Raw genomic sequence first — 26,486 nt, forward strand, 5'->3', positions numbered from 1 at the left:
TGCATACGCTTGGTTGATTTACATTTATCCATAAAAAAAGAGCAGATATTTATCTGCTCTTTTGCATATCTAAAGATCAAATTTATTGATCAATAATATCTGTACCTTTTGGTGGTACAAAATTAAAGGTCGATGCTGGAATTGATGCATTCACTTTAACGTTGTTAAAACGCACATTTGTGGTTTGACCCAATGAATCCTGAAGAATCATCAATGTAGGCGCATTTTTCGCACCAAAACTAATGGTTAAGCTTTGGAATACACCATCATCGCTTTTTGGATATAGAGTGTAATAAGTTTTGCTCTTATTCGGCTGCGTAATACGGTAAGACTTCATAATTTGAGCCGTATTACCCGACAATAACAAGGCTGGTGTATTTGCTACCTGCTCATCTAGGCTTTGACGTACAGCTTGTTGTAAGTCTGGATCATAAATCCATACCGTTTTACCTGTAGTTGCAATGGTTTGTTTCGATGGACTTGTGGTTTCCCAATAGAACTTACCTGGACGCTGAACTTTCATCACACCTTTAAAAGTCTGATTCATGTGCTGCGCGCTTAAGCCTTTTTTCTGAGTGGCCTTCGGATTGGTTACTTTGGTGGTTTGCTCAAAGTTTGCAGTAAAGCTTTTAATCCCAGACAGCTGTTTTACAAGATTCGCAGTTGCCTGTTGCTCCGACGCTGCTACTGGCGCAGCGAATACTGTAGTACTCATTACAGGTGCCAGAGTCGCTGCACCTAATGCCATAGCACAGATGGTTTTACGAAGCATTTTCATAGATTCACCTTTTATATTTGCATCAATGCAATTTGTTAGATAAGCCATCTTAAACCAATTTCAGCTGCTAAATTTAGAGAAAATAAGAAGTTTTGTATGGTTATTAATTCAATTTGATCATTTTTATTCATCATGATGGAGAAATTTGCAGATCTTTTACTTTATTTTGAGTGTTATTTCTGTCAATCATTTTGGCTTTGCAAAGTTTTTGGTGAATCATAAAAAAGCTCCGTCATTATGCGGAGCTTTTAAAGTAGACAACAATTTAACATGTTTTATTTCCATTACTAGCCAATGGAAGCACCTGCACCAAAATCACCTTCAGAATTTGATGTTGCTGCGACTTTATATACATATTTATTACTTTCAGCTACTCCGCTAAATCCAAGTGCATAAATTTGTTTACTCTCCCAAGTCCCCATACCTACGCTGAACTTATTGTATCCAGCATCAGTTGGTTGTGGTAAAGAAGCTATGGCAATACTAGAAGCCACGGCTGCATATACTTCATCTCTAAAGCTATCAAATCGGCTATTGAGCTCATTCACACGATGATGGGTATAGGCTTTGGACTCCTTCAGCACATCTTCCGTGTCAAGACCACCTTGTCCATTTGCACCTTTTAGACTTAATAATCATTGAGACTCTATTCCATTAAAACCTTGATTGAGTGCGACTTCATAAGTCGCTTAGACCTTGCGAACCTGTTGCACCAAGAGAGTAGAATACTCACAGCAAGTAATTTTGGTACAGCTTTAATAGCGATTGAAGTTGTTTCAGCAAGTCCTAATAGCTTTTCAAGTGCCATTTCTTGGTTTTTATCAGAACAATTCCTTTTCTGAAAGTCAGTATGCGCCAGCACTGTTTTTAAAATTTTATTCATGTCTTTATCCTTTTTTGTATTTTTATTCTTTTATGACCCACCCTTATTTATGTGAATTTAATCACTTATAATTTTGATTAATTGATAAAAAAATAATTTTTAACAATCTTGAAACTTTGATCCTATTTTTATAGACAAAAAAAAGCCCACATAATGTGGGCCTTTTTTTCTATTAAAACTTACGCTTCAACAGATACGTAGCGACGACCGAATTGGCCTTTCACTTCGAATTTTACAACGCCGTCAGCAGTTGCAAATAAAGTATGGTCACGGCCCATACCTACGTTTACACCAGCGTGGAATTCAGTACCACGTTGACGAACGATGATGTTACCAGCAGTCACAGATTGACCGCCATAGATTTTAACACCCAACATTTTTGGGTTCGAGTCACGACCGTTTTTAGTCGAACCACCGGCTTTTTTAGTTGCCATGTCTACTTACTCCTCGTAATTAGCCTGAAATAGCTGTAATTTTCAACTCAGTGAACCATTGACGGTGACCTTGTTGTTTACGATAGTGTTTACGACGACGCATTTTGATGATGCGGATTTTGTCGTGACGACCATGGCTAACTACTTCAGCAGTTACTTTAGCGCCAGCAACTACTGGTGCACCAATTTGAATGCTGTCACCGTTTACAAGCATCAACACGTCATCAAAAGTGATTGTTGAGCCAGTTTCAGCTTTCAATAATTCTACTTTAAGGGTTTCACCCTCAACTACACGGTGTTGTTTACCACCGCTTTGGATTACTGCGTACATAAATGTACTCCAAACATGCCCGTGTTGTCGTGCCGGTAAAGGGATATACCGATCTTAAAACGATCGTCACTGGGGTTTCACAAAGGCAGAGATTTTAAGGGATAACCAGCAAAACAACAAGCTATTTAGGCAAAATATTAGTTTAGCACGCGTGTATTTATTAAACAGCGGCGTTTAACTCAATAAAGTTCAGACATTTGATCGTGTTATTTTAAATTGAAATGGATTTTTAATACGCGTTCGCTAATATAGGCTTCAATTTTCAGTATTAGCGCTTTAAAACTTGGAAAAACACACTTAGGAATATTAAAAAAATCGACAGGAACATACCCTAGGATAAAAAAATCACTTAAGATTAAGCCAATTGAGTACGTTTCTGTCTGTAATTCATAAATCAAATTGCTACACTACGGCTGTAATTTAAAAATAACTGAGGCTTCTCTTCATATGACCATCGACTTTAAGCAAGATATTCTCGCGCCTGTTGCATCTGACTTTGCTGCGATGGACACATTCATTAATGAAGGGATTACGTCTAAAGTTGCCTTAGTGATGGCGGTCAGTAAACATGTGGTAGAAGCTGGTGGTAAACGCATGCGCCCGATTATGTGTCTACTGGCGGCAAAAGCATGTGGTGCAGAAGACCTTGAAAAGCATCGTAAGCTCGCTGCTATTATTGAAATGCTGCATACAGCAACTTTAGTACATGACGATGTGGTTGATGAATCCGGTTTACGTCGTGGTCGCCCAACGGCCAACGCAACTTGGAATAATCAAACTGCCGTGTTGGTAGGTGATTTCCTAATTTCACGCGCATTCGATTTGTTGGTCGATTTAGACAACAATGTCTTGCTGAAAGATTTTTCGACCGGGACGTGTGAAATTGCAGAAGGTGAAGTTCTACAACTGCAATCGCAGCACCAACCTGATACGACTGAACAAACTTATTTAGACATCATTCATGGTAAAACTTCGCGTCTCTTTGAATTAGCGACCGAAGGTGCTGCTATTTTAACGGGAACGCCAGAATTCCGTGAGCCACTGCGTAAATTTGCAGGTCATTTTGGTAACGCATTCCAAATCATTGACGATATTTTAGATTACACCTCTGATGCTGAAACATTAGGTAAAAATATTGGTGATGATTTGATGGAAGGAAAACCAACTTTGCCTTTAATCTCTGCGTTAAAGAATACAACAGGTGAAGAACATGAGATTATTCGCCGTAGTATTGCAACAGGTGGTACAGCAGATTTAGATCGTGTGATCCAAATTGTGCAAACATCTGGTGCTTTAGATTATTGTAGCCAGCGTGCCACAGAGGAAACCAATGCAGCACTTAGCGCATTGGATGCTTTGCCAGAATCAGAATATCGTCAAGCCTTAATTAATTTAGCAAACTTGGCATTACATCGAATTCAATAATTCACCATATTCATCGTAATACCCTTGCCTATGCATATAAAATTAAATGATTTATTTTTAAACATGCAGCAACAGCTCGACACGCCTCGAGCTGTGCTGGATGAAAATTTACTGATTGAACTGATTAATCGTATTCGTCCCGAAGACACAAAAAATACCGACGAAATTAAAAAGCGCTTTCAAGCTTTTATACAAGCGCTATTGATTACCCCTGATGCTGCCTCAACACTACAAAGTTTTGTTCTAAAACTGATCAGTAAATATAAGCAAACCAGTCTTTATGCTGATACTGGGATTTTGTCTTTGGATGGTTTCTGGGGACAATTATTTCAACGTCTGGGTGCACACTTTCTCCCTTTAATTAATGATGAAACGCAGTTACAAGATCTTGTTCGTCGTGTTTTCCATCGACATAGTGACAAATATTGGCTCGATAGCATCCCAGATCAACAATGGATTCAATTGTTCCGATTATTTAATCAGGGGCATAGCAACCAAGATGAAAAAAGACAAATTCGCCGCGAGCTGATCAAAGCAATTACCGTCTTGTCTTATCGTGTCAGTGGTATTGGTCTTTACCCAGAATTCATTAATGCACAACCTGAATTAACTGAATATGAATCGCCTTTTTTGGTACAAAACCGTGAAATAAACGATTTTATTCAGCAATATAAAAAGCTCCATCAAAGCGCAGAACAGATGACTGCGGTACTTCCTCCGGATGCATCTCAAGCTTTAGTGATGTTAGAGCAGTGCCGCGATGTCGTCCTAAAAATCCGCCGTGCAACCAAACGTATTGGTGTGAGTGTCAGCCTGACATATTTACTGTCTCTACTTGAGCAATGTTTAGATCGTTTAGAAATTTTGCTTAACCTAATTGTTGAAGAAGATGACGTCCGCTACATCTCGATGGGTAGCCTACTGAGCGATGTCACTTCAGCCATATATAGCGAACGTAGTGTGCGTGATTTGCTCGCTACTAATAGTGAATTAATGGCTCTACAAGTTACTGAAAATGCCAGTAAAACTGGTGAACATTATGTAAGTACGGACAAACAAGGCTTTATGAGCATGTACCGCTCTGCTGCGGGTGCAGGTGTCATTATTGCCTGTATGGCCACATTAAAAGTACTAATGACACGTTTGACAATGGCTCCTTTAATGCAAGCCATTTCATACAGCCTAAATTACTCTCTCGGCTTTATGCTAATACATGTCTTGCATTTTACAGTTGCGACCAAACAGCCAGCTATGACAGCTGCTGCACTTGCTGCTACGGTCCAACACCGTAAAGGCTCTAAAATGGCGCAGATTGCAGAATTGGCTGCACTGATTATTAACATCATTCGAACCCAGTTTATTGCAATCTTAGGCAACATCAGTATTGCAATTCCTGTTGCCGCCCTGATTGCGCTGAGTTGGGATATGGCCTTACATGAACCTTTGATGAATCATGCAAAAGCCGCAAAAACCTTACATGACCTCAATCCATTTACCTCACTAGCTGTACCTCATGCTGCAATTGCAGGGGTCTGTTTATTTTTATCTGGCTTAATTGCAGGTTATTTTGACAACATGGCTGTGTACCGAAAAGTCGGCCCACGTATACAAGCACACCAGAAGCTCAAACGCTGGTTAGGTCAAGAGCGTCTTAATAAATTTGCTGCTTATATTGAACGTAATCTTGGTGCATTAGCGGGTAATTTCTTATTCGGCATTATGCTCGGTAGCATGGGTACCATTGGTTACATTTTAGGTCTTCCCTTAGATATTCGTCATATTGCATTTGCTTCAGCCAATTTTATTCAAGGTTTAATTAATATTAATGGCTCACCAGATATCGGCTTAATTATTGTGTCATTTTTAGGGGTTATCCTGATTGGTCTGACTAACTTATTCGTCAGTTTCACGTTAACCATTATTGTGGCATTACGTGCACGTCGCGTAAGATTTGAGCAATGGAAACCCTTGGCTAAATTGGTGATGACTCATTTTCTAACTCGACCAAGTGACTTTTTCTGGCCACCAAAAACCCCACTTGAAGTTGAAGATGGCACACAAGCCAGTAAGAACAATCATTAGCAGATTTGTGTTTTATTTTAGTAAGATGTAAATGAACACAAAAAATAAAATCAGTATGATTTACACAGACTTGAAATAAAGTGTACTGATGAGTACACTTTAGTCCATTAATTAACCGAGCTCGAACCGGTTAAAATGACAAGGAATAAAATATGCCACGAACGCTACTGTTTGTTGGTTTTTTTGCATTAATTATCAGTGTGTTGTCGCTTTATTCTAGCCATTTAAATCTATTAGATTTGAGTATCGTGGAATGGATGAGTCAGCACCGTATTGCTGTTTTTAATCAAATTGCCATCGGACTTTCAGCGCTAGGCGGCATGCCTTTTGTATTATTTTTCACCACGCTATGGTGTTTACACTTTGCGTGGTATAAAAAATACACAGAGATTGTTTTTATCAGTATAGGGATCTTTGGAAGTATCGGCCTTGCATGGTTGCTTAAATTTACGTTCACCAGACCGCGTCCCCCAGAAATGTACCATCTTGTAGCGTCTTACGGGAGTTCATTTCCAAGCGCACACAGTTGTTATGCTGCATCGCTTGCGTGTCTGATGATCTTGATTTACCGACAACATGCTCAACATCGCTTGATCACCATTTTGGCATTGTTATGGATGCTGTGTATGGGTGTTTCGCGAGTTTATGTTGGGGTTCATTTTCCGACAGATGTCCTATCCGGTTGGAGCATTAGTTTGATTTGGATCGCGCTACTTTATTTGATCACCATCAAATTCAGTAAAGCGTAAACAAATGAATAATTTAGATAAAAATCTAATTGAGGTGGAACAATGATGTCTGCAAAGCTTTGGGCACCTGCCCTGACTGCTTGCGCATTGGCAACAAGTATTGCACTTGTTGGTTGTAGCAAAGATCCTAAAGATGCACAGCAAGCTGCTGCTGCACAGCAAATGCCACCAACTGAAGTCGGTGTAATTGTTGCTCAACCACAAAGCGTTGAACAGTCTGTTGAACTTTCGGGCCGTACATCTGCCTACGAAATTTCTGAAGTGCGCCCACAAACCAGTGGTGTCGTACTTAAACGTCTTTTTGCAGAAGGCAGCTATGTTCGTGAAGGACAAGCCTTGTACGAGATCGACTCACGTACAAACCGTGCTTCAGCTGACAGTGCTCGTGCTGCTTTAACACGCCAACAAGCGAACTTAGGTGTGTTACGTGTTAAAGAAGGTCGTTACCGTCAACTTGTAGGATCGAATGCGATTTCTAAACAAGAATATGATGACATTGTTGCGCAAGTTAAACTGGCTGAAGCTGATGTTGCTGCCTCTCAGGCAGAACTTAAAAATGCTGAAATCAACCTGGGTTACTCAACTGTTCGTGCACCTATTTCTGGTCAAACAAACCGTTCAACTGTGACTGCTGGTGCTTTAGTTACAGCATCTCAGGCTGATCCATTGGTGACAATTCAACGTCTTGACCCAATGTATGTTGATATCAACCAATCGAGTGCTGAGCTACTTCGCTTACGTCAACAATTAAGCAAAGGCAACTTGGACAGCAGCAACAATACAAAAGTTAAATTACGTCTTGAAGATGGCAGTGAATATCCAATCGAAGGTCGTTTAGCTTTCTCTGATGCCAGTGTGAATCCGGATACAGGTACAGTCACTTTACGTGCTGTGTTCTCTAACCCGAACCACTTATTGCTACCAGGTATGTTTGCCAATGCACGTATCGTGCAAGGTGTAATTCCGAATGCCTACCTTGTTCCACAAGCTGCAATTACACGTACTCCAACAGGTCAAGCGATTGCAATGATTGTTAATGCTAAAGGTGCTGTAGAGTCTCGTCCTGTAACAACAGTAGGCACTCAAGGCGCTAACTGGATTGTGACTCAAGGTCTGAATACTGGCGACAAAGTAATTGTTGATGGTATTGCCAAAGTTAAGCCAGAACAACAAGTTGTAGCAAAACCGTATCAACCACAGGCTGCTGCCCCACAAGGTGCGCAACAACCTGCTGCAAAAGAACAAGGTAAAGCTACTGAACAAGCAGCTCCAAAAACTGAACAAAAAGCTACTTCAAACGCATAAGGAGTAGACTGAATGGCTCAATTCTTTATTCATCGCCCCATTTTTGCATGGGTGATTGCATTGGTGATTATGTTGGCGGGTGTACTCACGCTAACAAAAATGCCAATTGCGCAGTACCCGACCGTCGCTCCGCCGACTGTGTCGATCTCTGCAACTTATCCTGGTGCATCTGCAGAAACCGTTGAAAATACAGTGACTCAGATCATCGAACAACAAATGAATGGTTTGGATGGCTTACGTTATATTTCGTCAAATAGTGCGGGTAACGGTCAAGCATCAATCCAATTAAACTTCGAACAAGGGATTGATCCAGATATCGCCCAAGTTCAAGTTCAGAACAAATTGCAGTCTGCGACAGCACTTTTGCCTGAAGACGTTCAACGTCAAGGTGTAAAAGTAACAAAGTCTGGCGCGAGCTTCTTGCAAGTTGTGGCATTCCACTCACCGTCAGGTAAGTTGACTGCCGACGACATTAAGGACTATGTAAACTCGAATATTTCTGAACCTCTTAGCCGTGTAGCGGGTGTAGGTGAAGTCCAAGTATTCGGTGGCTCATATGCAATGCGTGTATGGTTAGACCCTGCCAAAATGGCAAACCTAAAAGTAACACCGAGTGATGTTGCTGCTGCAATCCGCACACAAAACGCGCAGGTTGCTGTTGGTCAATTGGGTGGTGCACCATCAACACAAGGTCAAGTTTTAAACGCAACAGTTACTGCTCAAAGTTTGCTACAAACACCTGAACAATTCTCAAACATCTTCCTACGTAACAGCTCGGATGGTGCTCAAGTACGTTTAGGTGATGTAGCACGTGTTGAATTAGGCGCGGATAACTATCAGTTCGACTCTAAATTTAACAACAACCCTGCCGGCGGTGTTGCAATCAAACTAGCAACTGGTGCAAACGCATTAGATACAGCAGAAGCAGTTGAAGCACGTCTAAAAGAATTACGTCCAAACTACCCTGATGGTTTAGAAGATACTCTTGCCTTTGATACAACGCCATTCATTAAGTTATCTATTGAAAGTGTTGTACATACCCTTGTAGAAGCCGTGATTCTCGTATTCTTTGTGATGTTCTTGTTCTTACAGAACTGGCGCGCAACGATTATTCCAACATTGGCTGTACCAGTGGTTGTATTGGGTACATTTGCTGTCATTAACATGTTTGGGTTCTCGATCAATACACTCACCATGTTCGCGATGGTACTGGCGATTGGTCTCCTCGTGGATGATGCGATTGTTGTGGTAGAGAACGTTGAACGTGTCATGGTCGAAGATCATCTTGACCCAGTGACTGCAACTGAAATCTCAATGAAACAGATCTCGGGCGCCCTAATCGGTATTACCTCTGTTTTAACCGCTGTATTCGTTCCGATGGCATTCTTCGGTGGTACGACAGGTGTAATTTATCGTCAGTTCTCAATCACGCTGGTAACAGCAATGGTTCTGTCATTGATTGTGGCTTTGACCTTTACCCCTGCCCTCTGTGCAACCATGTTGAAACAACATGAAAAAGATAAACCTCAAAGCAACAGCATTTTTGCGCGTTTCTTCCGAGGCTTTAACAACGGTTTCGATAAACTTGCAGATAAATACCAAGGTGGCGTGAACTTCATGACACACCATAAGATTTTCTCTGGTGTGATCTATGCAGTTGTGATTGGTTTATTGGTGCTATTGTTCCAAAAACTTCCATCTTCGTTCTTACCCGAAGAAGACCAAGGTGTCGTGATGACACTGGTACAGTTACCACCGAATGCCTCATTAGAGCGTACGGACAAAACTGTTACCGCAATGACCAACTATTTCCTTAAAAATGAAGAAAAATACGTCGACTCTGTATTCAGCGTTTCCGGTTTCTCATTTACAGGTGTCGGTCAAAACGCGGGTCTTGCTTTCATTAAATTAAAAGATTGGGAAGACCGTACTAGCCCTGAATCTCAGGTTGGCGCGATTATTCAACGTGGTATGGCATTGAACATGATTGTGAAGGATGCTTCATACATCATGCCAATTCAATTACCAGCAATGCCTGAATTAGGGGTGAGTGCTGGCTTCAACCTTCAGTTGAAAGCATCAGCAGGTCAAACACATCAACAATTAATCGACGCACGTAATATGGTGCTCGGTATGGCTGCTCAAGATAAACGCCTCATAGGTGTTCGTCCAAACGGTCAAGAAGATACACCACAGTACAAAATCACGATTGACCAAGCTCAAGCTGGTGCTATGGGTGTCAGCATTGCTGAAATCAATACCACCATGGGTATGGCATGGGGTGGTTCATACATCAACGACTTCGTTGACCGTGGTCGTGTGAAGAAAGTCTATGTACAGGGTGAAGCTGCGGCACGTATGATGCCTGAAGACTTAAGCCAATGGTATGTACGTAATAACCAAGGTACGATGGTTCCGTTCTCAACATTCGCTACAGGTGAATGGACTTATGGTTCACCACGTCTTGAGCGTTATAACGGTATCTCATCTGTGAACATTCAAGGTTCACCAGGTATTGGGGTAAGTTCGGGTGACTCAATGAAAGCGATGGAAGAAATTATCCAAAAACTTCCATCTATGGGTGCACCTGGCTTTGACTATGAATGGACAGGTTTATCACTAGAAGAACGTGAGTCTGGCGCACAAGCACCATTCCTATACGCACTTTCATTGTTAATCGTATTCCTATGTCTTGCTGCCTTGTATGAAAGCTGGTCAATTCCGTTCTCAGTATTATTGGTTGTACCACTGGGTGTCTTGGGTGCGCTACTACTGACTTTCCTTGGAATGGTGTTCTTCAAAAATCCAAACTTGGCGAATAACATTTACTTCCAGGTGGCAATTATTGCCGTCATTGGTTTGTCCGCGAAGAATGCGATCTTGATCGTAGAATTTGCCAAAGAACTTCAAGAAAAAGGTGAAGATCTGTTTGACGCAACATTGCATGCCGCTAAAATGCGTCTACGTCCAATTATCATGACAACATTAGCCTTTGGTTTTGGTGTACTTCCGCTTGCCCTTTCTTCGGGTGCAGGTGCAGGTAGCCAACACTCTGTAGGTTATGGTGTATTGGGTGGCGTAATCAGTTCGACCCTACTCGGTATCTTCTTTATTCCTGTGTTCTACGTATGGATTCGAAGTATCTTTAAGTACAAACCAAAACAACAAAATAATCAGGAGCATTTATCGTGATGCAAAATGTATGGTCTATTGCAGGTCGTAGCATTGCGGTTTCTTCACTTGCGCTTGCTTTGGCTGCCTGCCAAAGCATGCGTGGTCCAGAACCGGTTGTTCAGACCAATATCCCAGAAAGCTATACAGCAAGTGCAGCTGGCACTTCAGTGGCTGAACAGGGTTATAAAGATTTCTTTGCTGACCAACGTCTGGTACAAGTTCTTGACTTAGCTTTAGCCAATAACCGTGACTTACGTACTGCGGCATTAAATATAGACCGCGCGCAGCAACAGTATCAAATCACTGCCAATGGTCAATTACCGATGATCGGTGCGAGTGGTGGCGTACTACGTCAAGACACTTTAAATACAACCAAGCCTATCACCTCTTATAATGTAGGTTTGGGTGTAACTGCCTATGAGCTAGATTTTTGGGGCCGTGTACGCAGCCTGAAAGACAACGCTTTAGATAGCTACCTAGCAACTGCAAGTGCACGTGATGCAACACAAATTGCATTGATCGGCCAAGTGGCTCAAGCTTGGTTAAACTATGCTTATGCCAATGCTAATTTAAAGCTTGCAGATCAAACGTTGAAGGCTCAGCTTGAATCTTACAATCTGAACAAAAAGCGTTTTGATGTAGGTATCGACAGTGAAGTTCCTGTACGTCAAGCACAAATTTCTGTAGAAACTGCACGTAATGATGTTGCCAACTACAAGACACAAATTGCCCAAGCGCAAAACTTGTTGAATTTACTTGTAGGACAACAAGTTCCGGCAAACCTACTTCCTGCCCAGCGTGTTAATCGTATCACTGCAACCAACACCATTGGCTCAGGTATTCCAAGTGACTTGTTAAATAACCGTCCTGATGTCCGTGCAGCAGAATATAAACTGTCTGCAGCGGGTGCTAACATTGGCGCAGCAAAAGCGCGTTTATTCCCAACCATCAGCTTAACGGGTTCAGCAGGTTATGCTTCGACTGACCTAGGTGATTTGTTCAAATCAGGCAACTTTGTATGGTCTGCAGGCCCAAGCTTAGATATTCCTATCTTCGACTGGGGTACACGTCAAGCCAACATTAAAGTCTCTGAAACTGACCAGAAAATTGCATTGTCTGATTATGAAAAATCAGTGCAATCAGCTTTCCGTGAAGTGAATGATGCTTTAGCTGTTCGTCAAAACATTGGTGACCGTATTGCAGCACAACGTCGTTTAGTTGATGCAACCAATACAACCTATAAACTATCGAATGCCCGCTTCCGCGCAGGTATTGATAGCTACTTAACTGTTCTTGATGCACAGCGCGCATCATATGCAGCTGAGCAAGGTTTATTGTTGCTCGAACAAGCCAATTTGAATAACCAAGTTGAGCTTTATAAAACCTTGGGTGGTGGTATTAAAGCCAACTCATCTGATGCTGTTCAATACCAACCTTCAACTACTGAACGTAAAGCAGCAGCGACAAAATAATCATTCGTTTTAGCTTTGCTAAAGTACGAAATAAAAGCTCACTTCGGTGGGCTTTTTTTATTGCTTTTTCAATGAGACTTTTCTATCTTCAATTCATCTCTTTACTTTTTGATATTAAAAATGCTTTTAAGTAATCTCGAATCTGTTCCAGGCCACACCATTACCCAACAATTAGACGTGGTTTATGGCAGTACAGTACGCAGTAAACATGTTGGCCGTGACTTTATGGCTGGCTTAAAAAATATTGTCGGTGGTGAACTTAAAGGCTATACCGAATTATTAGAAGAATCTCGTCAAGAAGCCATGAGCCGTATGATTGATAAAGCCCGTGCGATGGGTGCAAATGCAGTCGTGGGTATCCGCTTCTCAACATCAAATATCGCCCAAGGCGCATCGGAGTTATTTGTCTACGGTACTGCAGTTTGTGTCGAACCACTACAACATAAAATTCCAGATCCATTTCCAACACAGGACTAAGTCATGGATGCTTTTATTTTAAAAGTCCTGATTTTTGTGGTGCTGTTTTGCATCGGCTGGGGATTTGGTCGTCATGCCGAACAAAAACATCTGAGAGAATTGGAAGAACAAGAACGAAGGTTGGCACATATTCGTGTAGACAATAATCGTTTTAAAACCAGTACACAGACAGGCCAAATGATTTCAAGTAATGTTGTCATTTCACATGATTACTTTAAGTATGTGATTGCCAACATTCAAAACTTTTTTGGGGGTCGTTTGACCAGCTATGAAAGTGTGGTCGAACGTGCGCGCCGTGAAGCGTTAGTTCGCTTAAAACAAGAAGCGGAAAATATGGGTGCAACTCATATTATGGGCTTACGTTTAAGTACAACTGAGCTGGGCATGCACGGCGGTATGGTTGAAGTATTTGCTTATGGCACGGCAATTCAGGGTTAAAAAATAAAAAGCCTCCTATATCTTTATTGCTAGTCATGGAGGCTTTTTAAATTCATAAACTTTTGAAAATGGATCTGTATTACTTCACTTTCATTTTACGAATCATCTTATATAAGGTCTTCGGCGATAGTCGTGATACCACAACGCCGAGTTTTTCCTTGCGACCACCTACTACAATATATTCTTGCCCTTGCTGTAAAGCTTTAATGGTTATTTTGGCAAAATCATCAGCTTCTAAACCATTGGCAGTGGCTTCATTGTCATAGCCTTGTGCTTTACCTTCACCATTCAGTGCATTTATCGAAACATTGGTTTTAACAAAACCAGGGAAGATTACCGAAACTTCAATGCCATCTTGAGCAACTTCAGCCCGTAAGCTATTTGCCCACATGTGAATGGCTGCTTTGGCCGCCGAGTAAGACGCTCGATATTGCGTACCTAGCAAGCCTGCCACACTCGAGACAAAAGCAATACGCCCAGATTTTTGAGCTAGAAAGGTCGGTAATACCGTTTTGGTTAAGAATACTTGCGAGAAGTAATCTACTTCCATAATAGCGCGTTCTGTTTGCATGGACGTTTCACTAATCAAGGCACGTTGGCTAAGCCCGGCATTATTAATTAGCCAATCGATACGACCTTTACGCTGTAAAACTTGCTCATAGGCATGTCGCACTTGATTTTCATTGGTTAAGTCTGCTGCAACAACTATATGATGCTCAGGGTTTGTAAGGCTTAAACGTACACTTTCCAATTCATCTACACGACGCGCCGTAAGAATAAGCTGCGCCCCTTGTGCTGCACATTCTGCTGCCATGGTTTTACCAATACCGGATGATGCACCGGTAATCCACACCACTTTGCCATCTAAATTTTCAAACTTTGCCATGCGCGTGCCTATACCCTTCACTTTGTTTTTAATTAACTTTTTACCGACTTATCATTAAAAAATGCCATGAAATGGTCAAAATATTGACTCATGTCTTGTGCATTATAAGTTTTACCTAATTTATCAAAACGTTTATAACCCAATTGCGTGGTTAAATTAATGACACCATTTAAGGTTTTATCCACCACCATATTAAACTTCAGCATTTTTTTTGGTTCACGCACTAAGTGTGTTACGCCCTCGTCCACCACTTTGGTAAAGGCTTTTAAAGCAGGCGATACATATTGATTATTGCCTTCCTTCATTTGATTCACACAACCCAACAATTCGTTGGCAAGTGTGGCATCTACTGGATAATTCATAAAATGTTGACCATTTTCTTGATAAAAACGACCATGTAAATAATTCACCATGGGTTTTAAACGGTCATTGCCAAAGAAAGACACCGACCATGGCATATACTTTCGGGTCGTTTCACGAATTTGCTGAATAATTTTTTCAGACTCGTTATCTCCCGATTTATTCATACGCGCCATTTGACCAAACACTTGATCTAATATTTCGCAGGTAATATCTGCGAGATTGTCACCCAAAACTTTAGACTGGCTTTCAGACTCACCTGCATTTAATTTTTGATAAATCGAATCAAAACGTTGATAAGTTTCTGGCTGAATTTTAAGAAAAATTGAATAACTCATATGATATTGCTCCTATTTTTATCTTAGTTTTGGGATCAATCTGTGTTTCTTGTACTTGCCCTATCATACGGACTCTTTTTTATACTGCCAATTGGCTAAAGTTTACATTCGCCCAACATCCCTAAATCGTCATTTTTTTTGCTACAATAGATCCAATTTTTTATCCACTTTTGATCTGTTTAGACTATGACTGATTCAGCGCAAAATATCGCGACAACCTACGATCCGACTGAGATCGAAAAAAAATGGTACCAAACTTGGGAAGAGCGTGGCTATTTCAAGCCCTCTCAAAAAGGTGAATCTTTTTGTATCATGATTCCACCGCCAAACGTCACTGGTAACTTGCACATGGGTCATGGTTTCAACAATGCCATTATGGATGCGTTGACTCGTTATAACCGTATGTCTGGTAAAAATACCTTATGGCAACCGGGTACTGACCACGCTGGTATTGCTACACAAATGGTTGTAGAGCGTCAGTTGGGTGCACAAGGCGTGAGCCGTCATGACCTTGGCCGAGAAAAGTTCATTGAAAAAGTATGGGAATGGAAAGAACAATCTGGCGGTAACATTACCCGTCAAATTCGTCGTCTAGGCTCATCTGTAGACTGGTCACGTGAACGCTTTACCATGGATGAGGGTTTATCAAATGCTGTGAAAGAAGTGTTTGTAAAACTACACGAAGATGGTTTGATCTACCGCGGTAAACGCCTTGTAAACTGGGATCCAAAATTACAAACTGCCCTTTCTGACTTAGAAGTTGAGTCTGATAAAGAAGAAGCAGGTTCACTTTGGCACTTCAAATACTTCTTTGAAGATAAATCAATTCGTACCCACGATGGCAAAGATCACATCGTTGTTGCGACCACTCGTCCTGAAACATTACTTGGTGATACAGCTGTAGCAGTTGCACTTGATGATGAACGCTATGCAGCGCTTGTTGGCAAAAACATTATTTTGCCTATTACTGGTCGTGCGGTTCCAATCGTTAAAGACGAATATGTTGATAAAGAATTCGGTACAGGCTGTGTAAAAATCACCCCTGCGCATGACTTCAATGACTATGAAGTGGGTAAACGCTGCGAATTGCCAATCATCAACATCTTCAACAAAAATGCTGAAGTTCTTGCTGAGTTTGAATACATCGCAAAAGCAGGCGAGCAAATTTCTAAAACCATTCCTGCTCCAGCAGAATATGTTGGTTTAGAGCGTTTTGCTGCACGTAAACAATTGGTTGCTCAAGCTGAGGCTGAAGGCTGGTTAGACCAAATTCAACCGTACACACTTAAACCACCTCGCGGTGACCGTTCAGGCGTGATTGTTGAACCATTACTGACTGACCAATGGTACGTAAAAATTGCACCACTTGCTGAGCCTGCCATTAAAGCGGTGAAAGATGGCGACATCAAATTTGTACCTGAGCAATATAGCAACATGTACATGGCTTGGATGAACAACATTCAAGACTGGTGTATTTCGCGTCAATTGTGGTGGGGTCACCGTATTCCAGCTTGGTACGACGTAGACGGCAATGTTTACGTAGGTCGTAATGAAGCTGAAGTTCGTGAGAAAAACGGTATTGCCGCTGACGTTGAACTGAACCAAGACGAAGATGTATTGGATACATGGTTCTCTTCAGGTCTTTGGACATTCTCAACTTTAGGTTGGACTGGCGACGCTGCGAAAGATAAAGAAAACTATTTCTTAAATACTTTCCACCCAACTGATGTATTGGTAACAGGTTTCGACATTATCTTCTTCTGGGTTGCCCGCATGATCATGATGACCATGCACTTCATGAAAAATGAAGATGGCACACCACAAGTACCGTTTAAAACTGTGTATGTACACGGTTTGGTACGTGATGGCGAAGGTCAAAAAATGTCTAAATCTAAGGGTAATGTACTTGACCCATTAGACTTGATTGACGGTGTTGATCTTGAAACCTTAGTACAAAAACGTACTTATGGTTTGATGAACCCGAAACAAGCGTCGAAGATTGAGAAATCTACCCGTAAAGAATTCCCAGAAGGCATTCAATCTTACGGTACAGATGCCGTGCGTTTCACTTTCTGTGCGCTTGCCAACACGGGTCGTGACATTAAGTTCGACATGAAACGTGTTGAAGGCTACCGTAACTTTGCCAACAAAATCTGGAACGCAACCCGTTTCGTGATGATGAACTGCGAAGAGCAAGTGATTGGTCAAGAAGTTCGCCAAGACCTTTGGGAATTGCCTGAACAGTGGATCGTGAGCCGTCTACAAAAAGCGGAACAAGCTGTGCAAACAGCATTTGCGACGTATCGTTTAGACTTAGCTGCACAAGCGATTTACGAGTTCATTTGGAATGAATACTGTGACTGGTATGTAGAACTCACTAAGCCTGTTCTCAATGACGAAAATGTATCGGTTGAGCGTAAAGCTGAAGTACGTCGTGTTCTTCTTTCTGTAATGGAAGCGTCTTTACGTTTAGCACATCCGTTGATGCCGTACCTTACAGAAGAAATCTGGCAAACACTTGCGCCGAAACTGAACATCGTTGGCGAAACGATTATGCTTGCGCAGTACCCTGTTGCTGACCAAGCGCTTATCAACGAACAAGCTGAAGCTGATATGCAATGGCTGCAAGGTTTGATTGGTGCGGTACGTAACATCCGTGGTGAGATGGGTCTAGGGAATGCGCGCTTGTTGCCTGTTCTGCTTCAAAACACAACGGATGCTGAAAAAGCACAAATCGCACGTATTGAACCATTATTTAAGGCATTGGCTAAAGTTGAAAGCATCACGTTCTTGGGTGATGCTGAACAACCGCCATTGTCTTCTTCATCTGTAGTGGGTCATGTGTCTGTATTCGTTCCTATGAAGGGTTTAATTGACCCTAAAGCGGAATTGGCTCGTCTACAAAAAGACTTAGACAAGGTTCAAAAACAACATGACCAAATTGCCAACAAACTTTCTAATGAAGGTTTCGTAAGCAAAGCACCTGCTGCTGTGGTTGAAGGTGAGAAAGTGAAGCTTGCTGAGTTTGCTGATCAGTTAGCGAAGATTAAAGCGAATATGGAGCAGATTGCAGCGCTTTAATGCTGTAGTTTGATTCAAAAAATCCCCTCGAATGAGGGGATTTTTTATTTCCATTTTTGGCAAATGTCTTCAAATGCAACGTCTTTCCATTGCTCTTTCCATAACGTCCAATATGGAATATCACTAGAAGATGGCTCAGGATTACAACGATCTATAGTAACGATAGATGGGAGTACTATTGAATCTCCTACTAGCAATGCATCACCTTGATGCAAGCTAGGCAAAATATCGATAATACCACCAAGCGAATCGGGTAAAAGTTTTCTTACATAGTTTTGATCGACAGGGTTTGTAAGTCGCATCGAAATAAAATTATTACATTGAGCAAAAATAGTTTCAGAAATTTCTGATGGTCTTTGACTAGATAACATTAATGTTATCCCATACTTTCTTCCTTCTTTAGCAATTCGCTCGATTGCAATTTTAGATGCTCGATACTTTGTTAGTTCACTGTTAGGAACATACTTATGTGCTTCTTCGTAAACCATTAAAATAGGAACATCATTATTAATTTTCTCTTCAGCATTAAGCTCAAATCTATGTCTTTTATAAAAATATCCATAATCGAATATTAATCTAGAAATTACTGAAACAGTAATTGTCAGCACTTCAAATGGAACATCACTTAAATCTATTACAGTAATATTAGATTCTTTATCTTTTTCAAAGCCTAAAATTTGTTTAAGAACATTCACAAACTCTATATCTTTAAGGTCGTTATTAAACATAAAACTTAAACGATCTTGTCTAATTTTTTCACTCAAACGATTATAGAATTTATCTAATGTTCCATCAGCATACATACCCTTATTAACATACGAATTTTTCGTAGGTAAAAACTTTAATTGCCTATCAAAAAAATAATTGATTTTTTCATCATCATTTTGAAAATAATAACCAACATCCTTATCAATATTTGCATCATCAATCATGCAATTATCTGGATTTTTAGAACTTTTAGTTTCATTTTTTAAATTAAAAATAGCATTAACAACTTCGTTTAAATCAAATTTTATTGGAGTATCATAAAAAATATTAGATATATCAGGGTTATGCTTTTTCTTATTAAGTGTAACTATTTTCCTAAATATTGAAGACTGATTATAATTATCACGTTCACCTGTATCCAATAAAATTTCTTCTAACTCATCACTATTAAGTAACCAATATGGTATTTCCAACGTATTAATATCTAAAAAATTAGCATTCGGAAATGCATTTTTATATTCAGAGTGAATATCAAAAATAATAATATGAGAATTATTCAGACTAAACTTACCACTTTTTGCAGATACTGCTGTTTGTAGAATTTTAGATAACGTATGTGACTTTCCTGAGCCTGTTGAACCCAAAATGGCAATATGTTTATTAAAGAATTTATTACCATCTATTGGTATTAGAACATTTTTATTAGTACTTAATTTACAAAAATTTAAACGTTTATCCTCTGAAATTGAATTATAAATCGCTCTAATATCCTCTAATGTAGCTGGTTGCACTAACTTAGGTGGAATTGCAATTGTGTCGCCACCTCTTGTAAATTCACCATCTTCCAATACACCTAATGGTAATGCTTCTATTAGATAAATTCTTTGGGTATTGTGATCAATTCCAATTGTAAAATTTTCAATAACAGCAATCAGTATGGCATCATCATTATTAGTCACTCTAATGTATGATCCAACTTTTAATGATTCATTAGGTAGCTTAAAATCTTCAAGATTTGTAACCTGCACAATAATTTTATTAGGTTTTACTGATATTACTTCTGCTAAACATCCTGTATCACTCACAAATCATTCCCCTCAAACAATCTAAATTTGAAAAATAAATATCAAAAGAATCATCAATATCTATAAATGGATTTTTTGAATACATTTGGTAAATATATTTATTTGAAATTTTTTCTTGATGTAATTGATTAAAATCATCAAGATCATTAATGATTTTCAAAAAAACTCTATAAGGATTACCATAATCTACAACATCTCGTATAAATAATTTAGGATCAAAACTACTTCCTTTATAGTAATAACCATCTTCTATTAAAAAATTTTCACTTATCAATTCTTTTTTAATTTTGCACAGATCTTCATCTTTAAAATTATGTAAATATACATAAGGACAAAATTTTTCAACTTGTCTTACAGCATGTTGATTTGACCATTTATGACTAATACTCTTTAAAAGATTTTTTATTTCATAATAATCGATACCTGATGCATCTATCAAAAAAAACCTATTAAATTTAGACTGAGTATTATTAAAATATCTTTTTCTTATTGACTTAGAGTACCTTTCTCCACTTACTCTTTCCAAATACCAATGATCAAAAATCATTTTTTTAGAATACTTGAGATCACCAATGAATCGACTTTTCGTAATTTTTCTTTCGGTTTCCAATTGGTTTTTGGCTAAATTTCGTATGATATAGATACTTTTTGCATAAAAAAACTCTGCATCACCACTAGTACATATATTTAGTTCAGATAGTTTTTGCAGTATGGACTCATGCTGTTGATCTAAAGATTGACCATCAATATTAAGAGTTAACTTACTTAAAAATAGTTCTAAATTTTCATCATTTAAACTTAACTCTTCATGAATTTTCGTGGTTACACTCGGTTTATCTTCTTTTTCTTGTGTTTTACTTGTTAAAAGGCTCTCTTTAAGATAAGCAATACTAATAGGAAGTAGGATTTTATCTTGTCCACTTTTATAATGACCAAATAATTTATATTGTATTAATTCTTTACCGTCTTTAACTCTTTTTGAAAAATCTTTAACCATCCAAACTATAGCTTCTTTAATTTTTGATGGCGTAAAATCGCTTTTTTCATAATATTTACATTGTATGGCAACTGTTTCACAGCCTATCTGCTCAATATCAATATCTTCAATACCTTCAACAGTAAAACTAGCATTTTCATCTTCATGGTTCAGGATTTGCAGAATCGTATTATCAAACTGATATAAATAGCCCCTAATTGTATCTATCGCCTGTCTATTTGGCTCAGACATTTTCACCCCTATAGAAATAAAAATTAAAAAAATAATTGATTATTCTATATTCAGTTCAAAAAATTATCTAATATTTTTATACACTTATTTACTTCTCGGTTAAAGCACCCCATGCTCCAACAACATCTCCAACCCACGCTCTTTCCCCATAAAACTCAACCTTTGCTTTTCCGCTTTCAGCTGTTGCTTCATCGCAGACACATCCGCATCAATCTGTTTATACAACTGCTCAATATTGAGTTGCCCTTTGGACTTTTGCACCGCAATTTTGGCTTTATTTGACCAAACGAGCGAATCTATCAATTCCTGAATTTGCTGCTTTAAAGCTTGGCTTTGCACTTCCAAAGCCTGTTGGTAAAACTTCACTTGCTCCGCAGTTAAACCTTTATTTGAACCCTGCTTACTTTGTTCCACTTCAAGCTGAAGTTTCAATAAAAAGAATAAATCTTCCTGTTCATAGGCGTCATTGGCACGTTGTAAAAGCTCAGTTTTCTCAGCTTTTTTAGATTCATCAGGCTCACGGTCAGGGTGAATGATCGAAGCAATTTTTAGATAGACTGTTTTGAGTGATTGGTTCACTAACTTTTCAGCTTGGGCTTGTTTCTCTTGCTGACGTTTGAGCTTGGCTTGCTCACGTGCTTGTTGGTATTGATCGCTATTCCAATCCTCATCAAAGCTTTCTTCTTGAACGTTAGACGCTATATTTTCAGACGCTTCAAAAAACTCATCTTTCTTCTTGGATTTTTTCTTATCGTACTCGTTCGCCTGTACATAATAAGCATACATCTTCTCAACCTCATCCACCTGCTGTTGATTCAGCATACGAGAACCTTGCAGTAGACGAGTAAGGGCTTGGATTTTATCTTCAACAGTCGATGTATCAGTTTTGCTGAAACGGTATAAATTCAAGCTATTCCACAAGGTCTGCATTTGTTCATACAGCGTAGCGTATAGATCCCGATAGACAGGCATGAGTGCCTTTTGACTATAAGCACGAATCTCATCTTTAGCATTTTGCCAAGCAGCCAACAATAATTTTTGCTGTTCAATCTCATCAATTAAACGATTGAGCTTTTTATCGGGTGTGGCGGGCTCTAGTTGGGTTTGATGCGTGGTTTTTAAATCGAAAGACATACATGAAAACGTACAGCGAAAATATCATTATAGCTGAAAACACAGCCTCCCAAGCAGTGCTACATAATGTATGTCGTGTCGTTCATGCAGCATCGATTGGATAATTAAAAAAAATCACTTAAGCAAAATGTTGTAAGTATTGTTCTAATTCCTCATGGCGTACAACATCATGTCCTGCATGGCTTCGGCCTTGTTGTAAGATTTGCTCAGAGTCAATCACGACAACGTCATGACCATCTGCAATCAAGCGATCTACACCTTCAAATAACATACGTTCACCGACATCATGGATCAAAGAAATATTAGTGAGATCAAGGACAATTTGAGTCGGTTCGACAGCTTCATTTTGCAGTATGCGCAATAACATTTCAGACTCCGTAAATTGCAGCACACCACGCAGCTCATACACCACAACTTGGTTATCAACGCCACAGGTATAACGTCTTTGTACAATAGTCTGAGCGCTAGGCGTCCCCTCCATCAGGTGCAGCCCCATATCTTTAGACAATCGTTCAAAAATTTCCACGCCACGTACACTATTGCCGTGTTCATCGAGTTTTGGGCTAAATACCGCAATACCTACCTGCCCCGGTAGCACACCCATGATGCCTCCTGCTACGCCACTTTTTGCAGGTATGCCAACTGTGCTCAGCCAGTCACCTGCGGCATCGTACATGCCACACGTCATCATTACACTCAGTACTTGGCGAACCACAGCGCGTGACAATATCCGCTTGCCTGTTTCAGCCTGTACTCCGCCGTTGGCCAATACACTGGTCATTTTCGCTAAATCTTTCACTGTGACTTTTATCGCACATTGTTGAATATAACCATGCACAATCTGTTCAGGTTCTTCATCCAAAGCACCGACAGTACGTAACATGTAGCCAATCGACATATTACGAAATGCGGTCTTTACTTCAGACGCATACACTGCGTCATCAAAACTCAGCTCACGCCCTGCTAACTCACTTAAAAACTGACGAAGCTTTTCTGCACGTGAAATGCCATCTTGATGCGGGAGTAAAGCATGCGTCGTGATTGCACCCGAATTTATCATCGGATTCTTAGGCAGATTGGTATTTTTATCTAAAGCAATTTGGTTAAAGGCTTCGCCGGAGGGTTCAACCCCGACTTTTTTTAATACTACATCCAAACCATGATGACGTATCGCCAAGGCATAAGCAAAAGGTTTAGACATTGATTGAATGGTAAATTCAACCTCATCATCTCCTGTTGAGTAAATCGTGCCATCTACCGTAGAAAGTGCCAATGCCAATTTGTTTGGGTCAGCCTGTGCAAGCTCTGGAATATAATCTGCAAGTGCACCTTTATGGTTTTGATCGCATGCAGCTAAAACATGCTGAAGATAATCTGGCACGGGTGTTTTCATTCTTTTGCCTATGTCTGTTATAAGTTTGGATGTACTCTTTTTTATACCAAATTCAGGCTCAGGCTTGATTCAAGCTTACAATATTTCTATAAAGCCTTGGTCCCTAACTCAATATAAACAATATTTAAATGATGCATCATCTCGCGAATGAATACGAAATAGCTCAGTACGATAAAAGCATCTTGTGCTAACAGGTTTAGATAATATTCTTTGCGCTCAACCATTTGATTAAAAGCTGCTTCTAGCGCGATTCGATCAATTATCTGACTATCGTCAAATAACACATGACTTAAGGTTTTTAATTCAGCATCTTGGCTTATACCAATACGTTCAACACGATGCTCCAGTTTTAATTGTTCTAATATTTCTTCAATTGCATAGATGAGATATTCAATCGCTAAATCATCAAAATGAGCACGGCGAATACTTTTTTCCATCAACTGTTTTAAACCGATTTGAAAGACACATTGCTGCTCGGTTGTATCAAACTGCAATTGGTTTGCAGCCAAATGAAATTGAATTGTTTGCATGGCTCATCTCACCCAAAGCTTAAACACGATTCATGGAGTCTAAATTTAGCTTAAGTTAGCTCATGTCAGTTGATGTTAGCTCATGAAAATGACGTACCTGGTTCCGCCCTTGTTGCTTGGCTAAATACAGTGCTTGATCGGCGAGTCGAGTGACTAATTCAGGTGATGTCCCCTCAACAGCAGTCGCGACACCAAAGCTAGCTGTTATTTTTAAACAATGTTGATTGGTTAAAATAATGTCTTCATCAAAAATGGCACGACGGCAACGTTCAGCAACCTCAATGGCTTGTTCTAAATTTTGATCTTTTAAAATTAAAATAAACTCTTCACCGCCAAAGCGCCCAACCACATCTTGCTTACGGGTACTGTCATTGAGTATCTGCGCAATCCTTTTTAATACCAAATCGCCCGCTTCATGCCCATATTGATCATTGATTTGTTTAAAATAATCCATATCCAATAACACGACTGCAAATTCTTGTTCGTATTCATGGGTAAGTTGATGCAATTCATGACTGACAAAGCGGCGGTTATAGACATTGGTCAGTCCATCGACACGACTTAAAGCTTCAATTTTTTGTTCCCGATGACGCCATTGCATCAGTAAGATTTGAAAAAACAAAGCACTGACCAGCAAGATCGGTAAATACAGCTCCGCCATACTGAGTAGCCAAAAGGAATTATCGTAAAAACTGGATTGGTTGAGTAAAGGACTAAATATCGGCGCATAGTCCAAACGATTTTGTGCCGTTAAATAACAGATTACACCAATAAAAATCGTAATTGGGAACATAATCACCAACATAATAATAGGGCGATAAAAGACCAATCCGACCAATAGTAAATTCACTGTGCCCGCCATGGTAGCTGGACTATAAATACCCACCATATAACCGCCATAAATCATGCCGAAGCCAAACAATACGGGGGCGAAATAACTAAAAAAGGTACGAAAAGGCTTATTCTTTTTAAACCAAAAACTCAGTGCTGCCAGCAAGGCAAACATGCTCAAAACCAATGACCCAATAAGAATCCGCATTTTTAATGCAGCTGGATCAAACCAAATGACATTTTCTGAATAGTAAAAATTGGCCACAGACCAACGCAGCACACTAAACTGTGCCAAAATGCCAAAAATAAGCAGCAGCCGGCCTTTATCATAATCCGACCAGTTAATAATTAAATTATCTGATTCAAATAGATAATGTTTGAGCTTATCCCAATACACCCACATTTTTTTGTAGATGCCATATCCAAGATACTTCCCCATTTTTTGTACTGTTTTCTGATTTTATTATGCGCTTAGTTATACCCATAAATGCGTATAAAAAGAAATGACCAAAATGATTTGTTACATGTAAAATAATGAAAAATTTGAGTTATTTTTAATCTATCGCTGTTAAATGCTCACTATGCCTCAGTTTCAAAGCAGCCCTAAAATTGGCTTAAAAAGTAAACTTTACAGTCATCTGTTCAGGTCAACTTTTTTCAAAATAGTGCTGCATATTTTGCTTACACAATATTCGTAAAACCATCACATCTACTTAAAGTCGTTCAGTAAATAAGATACCGTCTAAATGATCGACTTCATGCTGTACAATTCGTGCTGGAAAACCTTCTAGATGAATTTCAACAGGCTGTCCCTGTAAGTTTAAATATTGCACGGTAATTTTCTCAGCACGTGCCACTTGCCCCCGCGTATCCGGCACACTCAAACAGCCTTCCTCACCTAAAATCGTTTGCTCTGAACGCTTAGTAATTACTGGATTCAGCATGATAATTGGCTGCATTTCTGGTGCATCTGGATAACGTACATTCGGTCGAGAGGCCACAATAATCACGCGTTTAGAAACATAGACCTGAGGTGCTGCGATACCGACACCATTACGTTCTAACATGGTCGCTTGCATGCTTGCCGTTAAATGCTGAAGCCAATTACTATTCAACTCATGGATTTGTATTTCCCTCGCACGAATGCCAAGTATTGCTTCACCTAGTTGTGCAACTGCCATAATCTGCGACATGTTAGTTTCCTTTAATCTTTTATCTTTCGCTGAATCACATCTTAGCGATTATAGCTGGTAGAGCTATGCTTATTTATTCAAAAGTACATCGGTTATCTGAAAATTCTCAGGCACATGTAACTTCAAAAATTCATCGACAGAAGTAAAAACTTAATCATAATAAAAAGCGAT

The 26,486-nt window shown here is 39.7% G+C and carries 23 protein-coding genes; 9 read left to right on the forward strand and 14 right to left on the reverse strand.

Going from position 1 to position 26,486, the window contains the following annotated elements; all coding sequences use genetic code 11:
- Positions 1 to 82: 82 nt before the first annotated feature.
- The 5 genes from lolA to rplU form a co-directional block, all read right to left on the reverse strand.
- Positions 83 to 778 carry an outer membrane lipoprotein periplasmic chaperone LolA gene (gene lolA / locus A9J31_RS08930; RefSeq protein ID WP_067765007.1) on the reverse strand — a complete coding sequence of 232 codons (696 nt, stop codon included), beginning with the start codon at positions 776 to 778 and terminating at the stop codon, positions 83 to 85.
- A 287-nt stretch (positions 779 to 1,065) separates the two neighbouring features.
- Entirely contained in the window at positions 1,066 to 1,362 is a 297-nt protein-coding gene (locus tag A9J31_RS08935; protein ID WP_067764372.1) for a YadA-like family protein, read from the reverse strand.
- A gap of 62 nt (positions 1,363 to 1,424) precedes the next feature.
- Positions 1,425 to 1,661: a hypothetical protein gene (locus tag A9J31_RS08940; protein WP_067764375.1), complete on the reverse strand. Its 237-nt coding sequence runs from the start codon at positions 1,659 to 1,661 to the stop codon at positions 1,425 to 1,427.
- Between the two features lie 179 nt (positions 1,662 to 1,840).
- Entirely contained in the window at positions 1,841 to 2,095 is a 255-nt protein-coding gene (gene rpmA, locus A9J31_RS08945) for a 50S ribosomal protein L27 (RefSeq protein ID WP_067764378.1), read from the reverse strand.
- 19 nt (positions 2,096 to 2,114) lie between these two features.
- Positions 2,115 to 2,426: a 50S ribosomal protein L21 gene (gene rplU / locus A9J31_RS08950; protein ID WP_035267860.1), complete on the reverse strand. Its 312-nt coding sequence runs from the start codon at positions 2,424 to 2,426 to the stop codon at positions 2,115 to 2,117.
- A gap of 447 nt (positions 2,427 to 2,873) precedes the next feature.
- Between rplU and sdsA the strand changes: the two genes are divergently transcribed.
- The 8 genes from sdsA (at position 2,874) to A9J31_RS08990 (ending at position 13,548) form a co-directional block, all read left to right on the forward strand.
- The gene (gene sdsA, locus A9J31_RS08955) at positions 2,874 to 3,851 is read left to right on the forward strand and encodes an All-trans-nonaprenyl-diphosphate synthase (RefSeq protein ID WP_067764381.1); all 978 of its coding nucleotides are present in this window, start codon (positions 2,874 to 2,876) and stop codon (positions 3,849 to 3,851) included.
- 30 nt (positions 3,852 to 3,881) lie between these two features.
- Positions 3,882 to 5,933, forward strand: a complete 2,052-nt coding sequence (locus A9J31_RS08960) for a site-specific recombinase (protein ID WP_067764395.1) — start codon at positions 3,882 to 3,884, stop codon at positions 5,931 to 5,933.
- A gap of 152 nt (positions 5,934 to 6,085) precedes the next feature.
- Positions 6,086 to 6,682, forward strand: a complete 597-nt coding sequence (locus A9J31_RS08965) for a phosphatase PAP2 family protein (RefSeq protein ID WP_067764398.1) — start codon at positions 6,086 to 6,088, stop codon at positions 6,680 to 6,682.
- A gap of 42 nt (positions 6,683 to 6,724) precedes the next feature.
- Complete coding sequence (locus A9J31_RS08970) at positions 6,725 to 7,987, forward strand: efflux RND transporter periplasmic adaptor subunit (RefSeq protein ID WP_067764401.1); 1,263 nt, start codon at positions 6,725 to 6,727, stop codon at positions 7,985 to 7,987.
- 12 nt (positions 7,988 to 7,999) lie between these two features.
- Complete coding sequence (locus A9J31_RS08975; RefSeq protein ID WP_067764404.1) at positions 8,000 to 11,179, forward strand: efflux RND transporter permease subunit; 3,180 nt, start codon at positions 8,000 to 8,002, stop codon at positions 11,177 to 11,179.
- Positions 11,179 to 12,633, forward strand: a complete 1,455-nt coding sequence (gene adeK / locus A9J31_RS08980) for a multidrug efflux RND transporter AdeIJK outer membrane channel subunit AdeK (RefSeq protein ID WP_067764407.1) — start codon at positions 11,179 to 11,181, stop codon at positions 12,631 to 12,633. The genes A9J31_RS08975 and adeK overlap by 1 nt, the downstream gene beginning before the upstream one ends.
- A 120-nt stretch (positions 12,634 to 12,753) precedes the next feature.
- The gene (locus tag A9J31_RS08985) at positions 12,754 to 13,110 is read left to right on the forward strand and encodes a YbjQ family protein (protein ID WP_067764410.1); all 357 of its coding nucleotides are present in this window, start codon (positions 12,754 to 12,756) and stop codon (positions 13,108 to 13,110) included.
- Positions 13,111 to 13,113: 3 nt separating this feature from the next.
- Positions 13,114 to 13,548, forward strand: coding sequence for a YbjQ family protein (locus A9J31_RS08990; RefSeq protein WP_067764413.1), 435 nt, complete (start codon positions 13,114 to 13,116; stop codon positions 13,546 to 13,548).
- 79 nt (positions 13,549 to 13,627) lie between these two features.
- Here A9J31_RS08990 and A9J31_RS08995 read toward each other — a convergent pair whose 3' ends face one another.
- Together A9J31_RS08995 and A9J31_RS09000 are read right to left on the reverse strand one after the other, a co-directional pair.
- Positions 13,628 to 14,434, reverse strand: coding sequence for an SDR family oxidoreductase (locus A9J31_RS08995; RefSeq protein WP_067764417.1), 807 nt, complete (start codon positions 14,432 to 14,434; stop codon positions 13,628 to 13,630).
- 32 nt (positions 14,435 to 14,466) lie between these two features.
- Positions 14,467 to 15,132, reverse strand: coding sequence for a hypothetical protein (locus A9J31_RS09000; protein WP_067764420.1), 666 nt, complete (start codon positions 15,130 to 15,132; stop codon positions 14,467 to 14,469).
- 186 nt (positions 15,133 to 15,318) lie between these two features.
- Here A9J31_RS09000 and A9J31_RS09005 point away from each other — a divergent pair, with 186 nt between their 5' ends.
- Positions 15,319 to 18,213, forward strand: a complete 2,895-nt coding sequence (locus tag A9J31_RS09005) for a valine--tRNA ligase (protein WP_067764422.1) — start codon at positions 15,319 to 15,321, stop codon at positions 18,211 to 18,213.
- Between the two features lie 44 nt (positions 18,214 to 18,257).
- On the opposite strand, the gene herA is transcribed toward A9J31_RS09005, so the two are convergent.
- The 7 genes from herA to def all read right to left on the reverse strand — a co-directional run bounded on the left by herA (position 18,258) and on the right by def (position 26,315).
- Positions 18,258 to 20,006, reverse strand: coding sequence for an anti-phage-associated helicase HerA (herA, locus tag A9J31_RS09010; RefSeq protein WP_045795823.1), 1,749 nt, complete (start codon positions 20,004 to 20,006; stop codon positions 18,258 to 18,260).
- Entirely contained in the window at positions 19,999 to 21,234 is a 1,236-nt protein-coding gene (locus A9J31_RS09015; protein ID WP_067764424.1) for a DUF4297 family anti-phage-associated protein, read from the reverse strand. Before A9J31_RS09015 ends, herA begins: the two co-directional genes overlap by 8 nt.
- A gap of 99 nt (positions 21,235 to 21,333) precedes the next feature.
- Positions 21,334 to 22,368 (reverse strand): molecular chaperone DnaJ, encoded by a 1,035-nt coding sequence (locus tag A9J31_RS09020; protein ID WP_067764426.1) that lies wholly within the window; start codon positions 22,366 to 22,368, stop codon positions 21,334 to 21,336.
- 118 nt (positions 22,369 to 22,486) lie between these two features.
- Positions 22,487 to 23,761 (reverse strand): glutaminase, encoded by a 1,275-nt coding sequence (locus A9J31_RS09025; RefSeq protein ID WP_067764429.1) that lies wholly within the window; start codon positions 23,759 to 23,761, stop codon positions 22,487 to 22,489.
- An 86-nt stretch (positions 23,762 to 23,847) separates the two neighbouring features.
- A complete protein-coding gene (locus tag A9J31_RS09030) occupies positions 23,848 to 24,291 on the reverse strand; it encodes a hypothetical protein (RefSeq protein ID WP_067764433.1) in 444 nt (147 codons plus the stop codon).
- Between the two features lie 55 nt (positions 24,292 to 24,346).
- A complete protein-coding gene (locus A9J31_RS09035) occupies positions 24,347 to 25,561 on the reverse strand; it encodes a GGDEF domain-containing protein (protein ID WP_081410305.1) in 1,215 nt (404 codons plus the stop codon).
- A gap of 274 nt (positions 25,562 to 25,835) precedes the next feature.
- Positions 25,836 to 26,315, reverse strand: coding sequence for a peptide deformylase (def, locus tag A9J31_RS09040; protein ID WP_067764436.1), 480 nt, complete (start codon positions 26,313 to 26,315; stop codon positions 25,836 to 25,838).
- Between the last annotated feature and the right edge of the window lie 171 nt (positions 26,316 to 26,486).

This window comes from Acinetobacter gandensis, from assembly GCF_001678755.1.
GTDB classification, from domain to species: Bacteria; Pseudomonadota; Gammaproteobacteria; order Pseudomonadales; family Moraxellaceae; genus Acinetobacter; species Acinetobacter gandensis.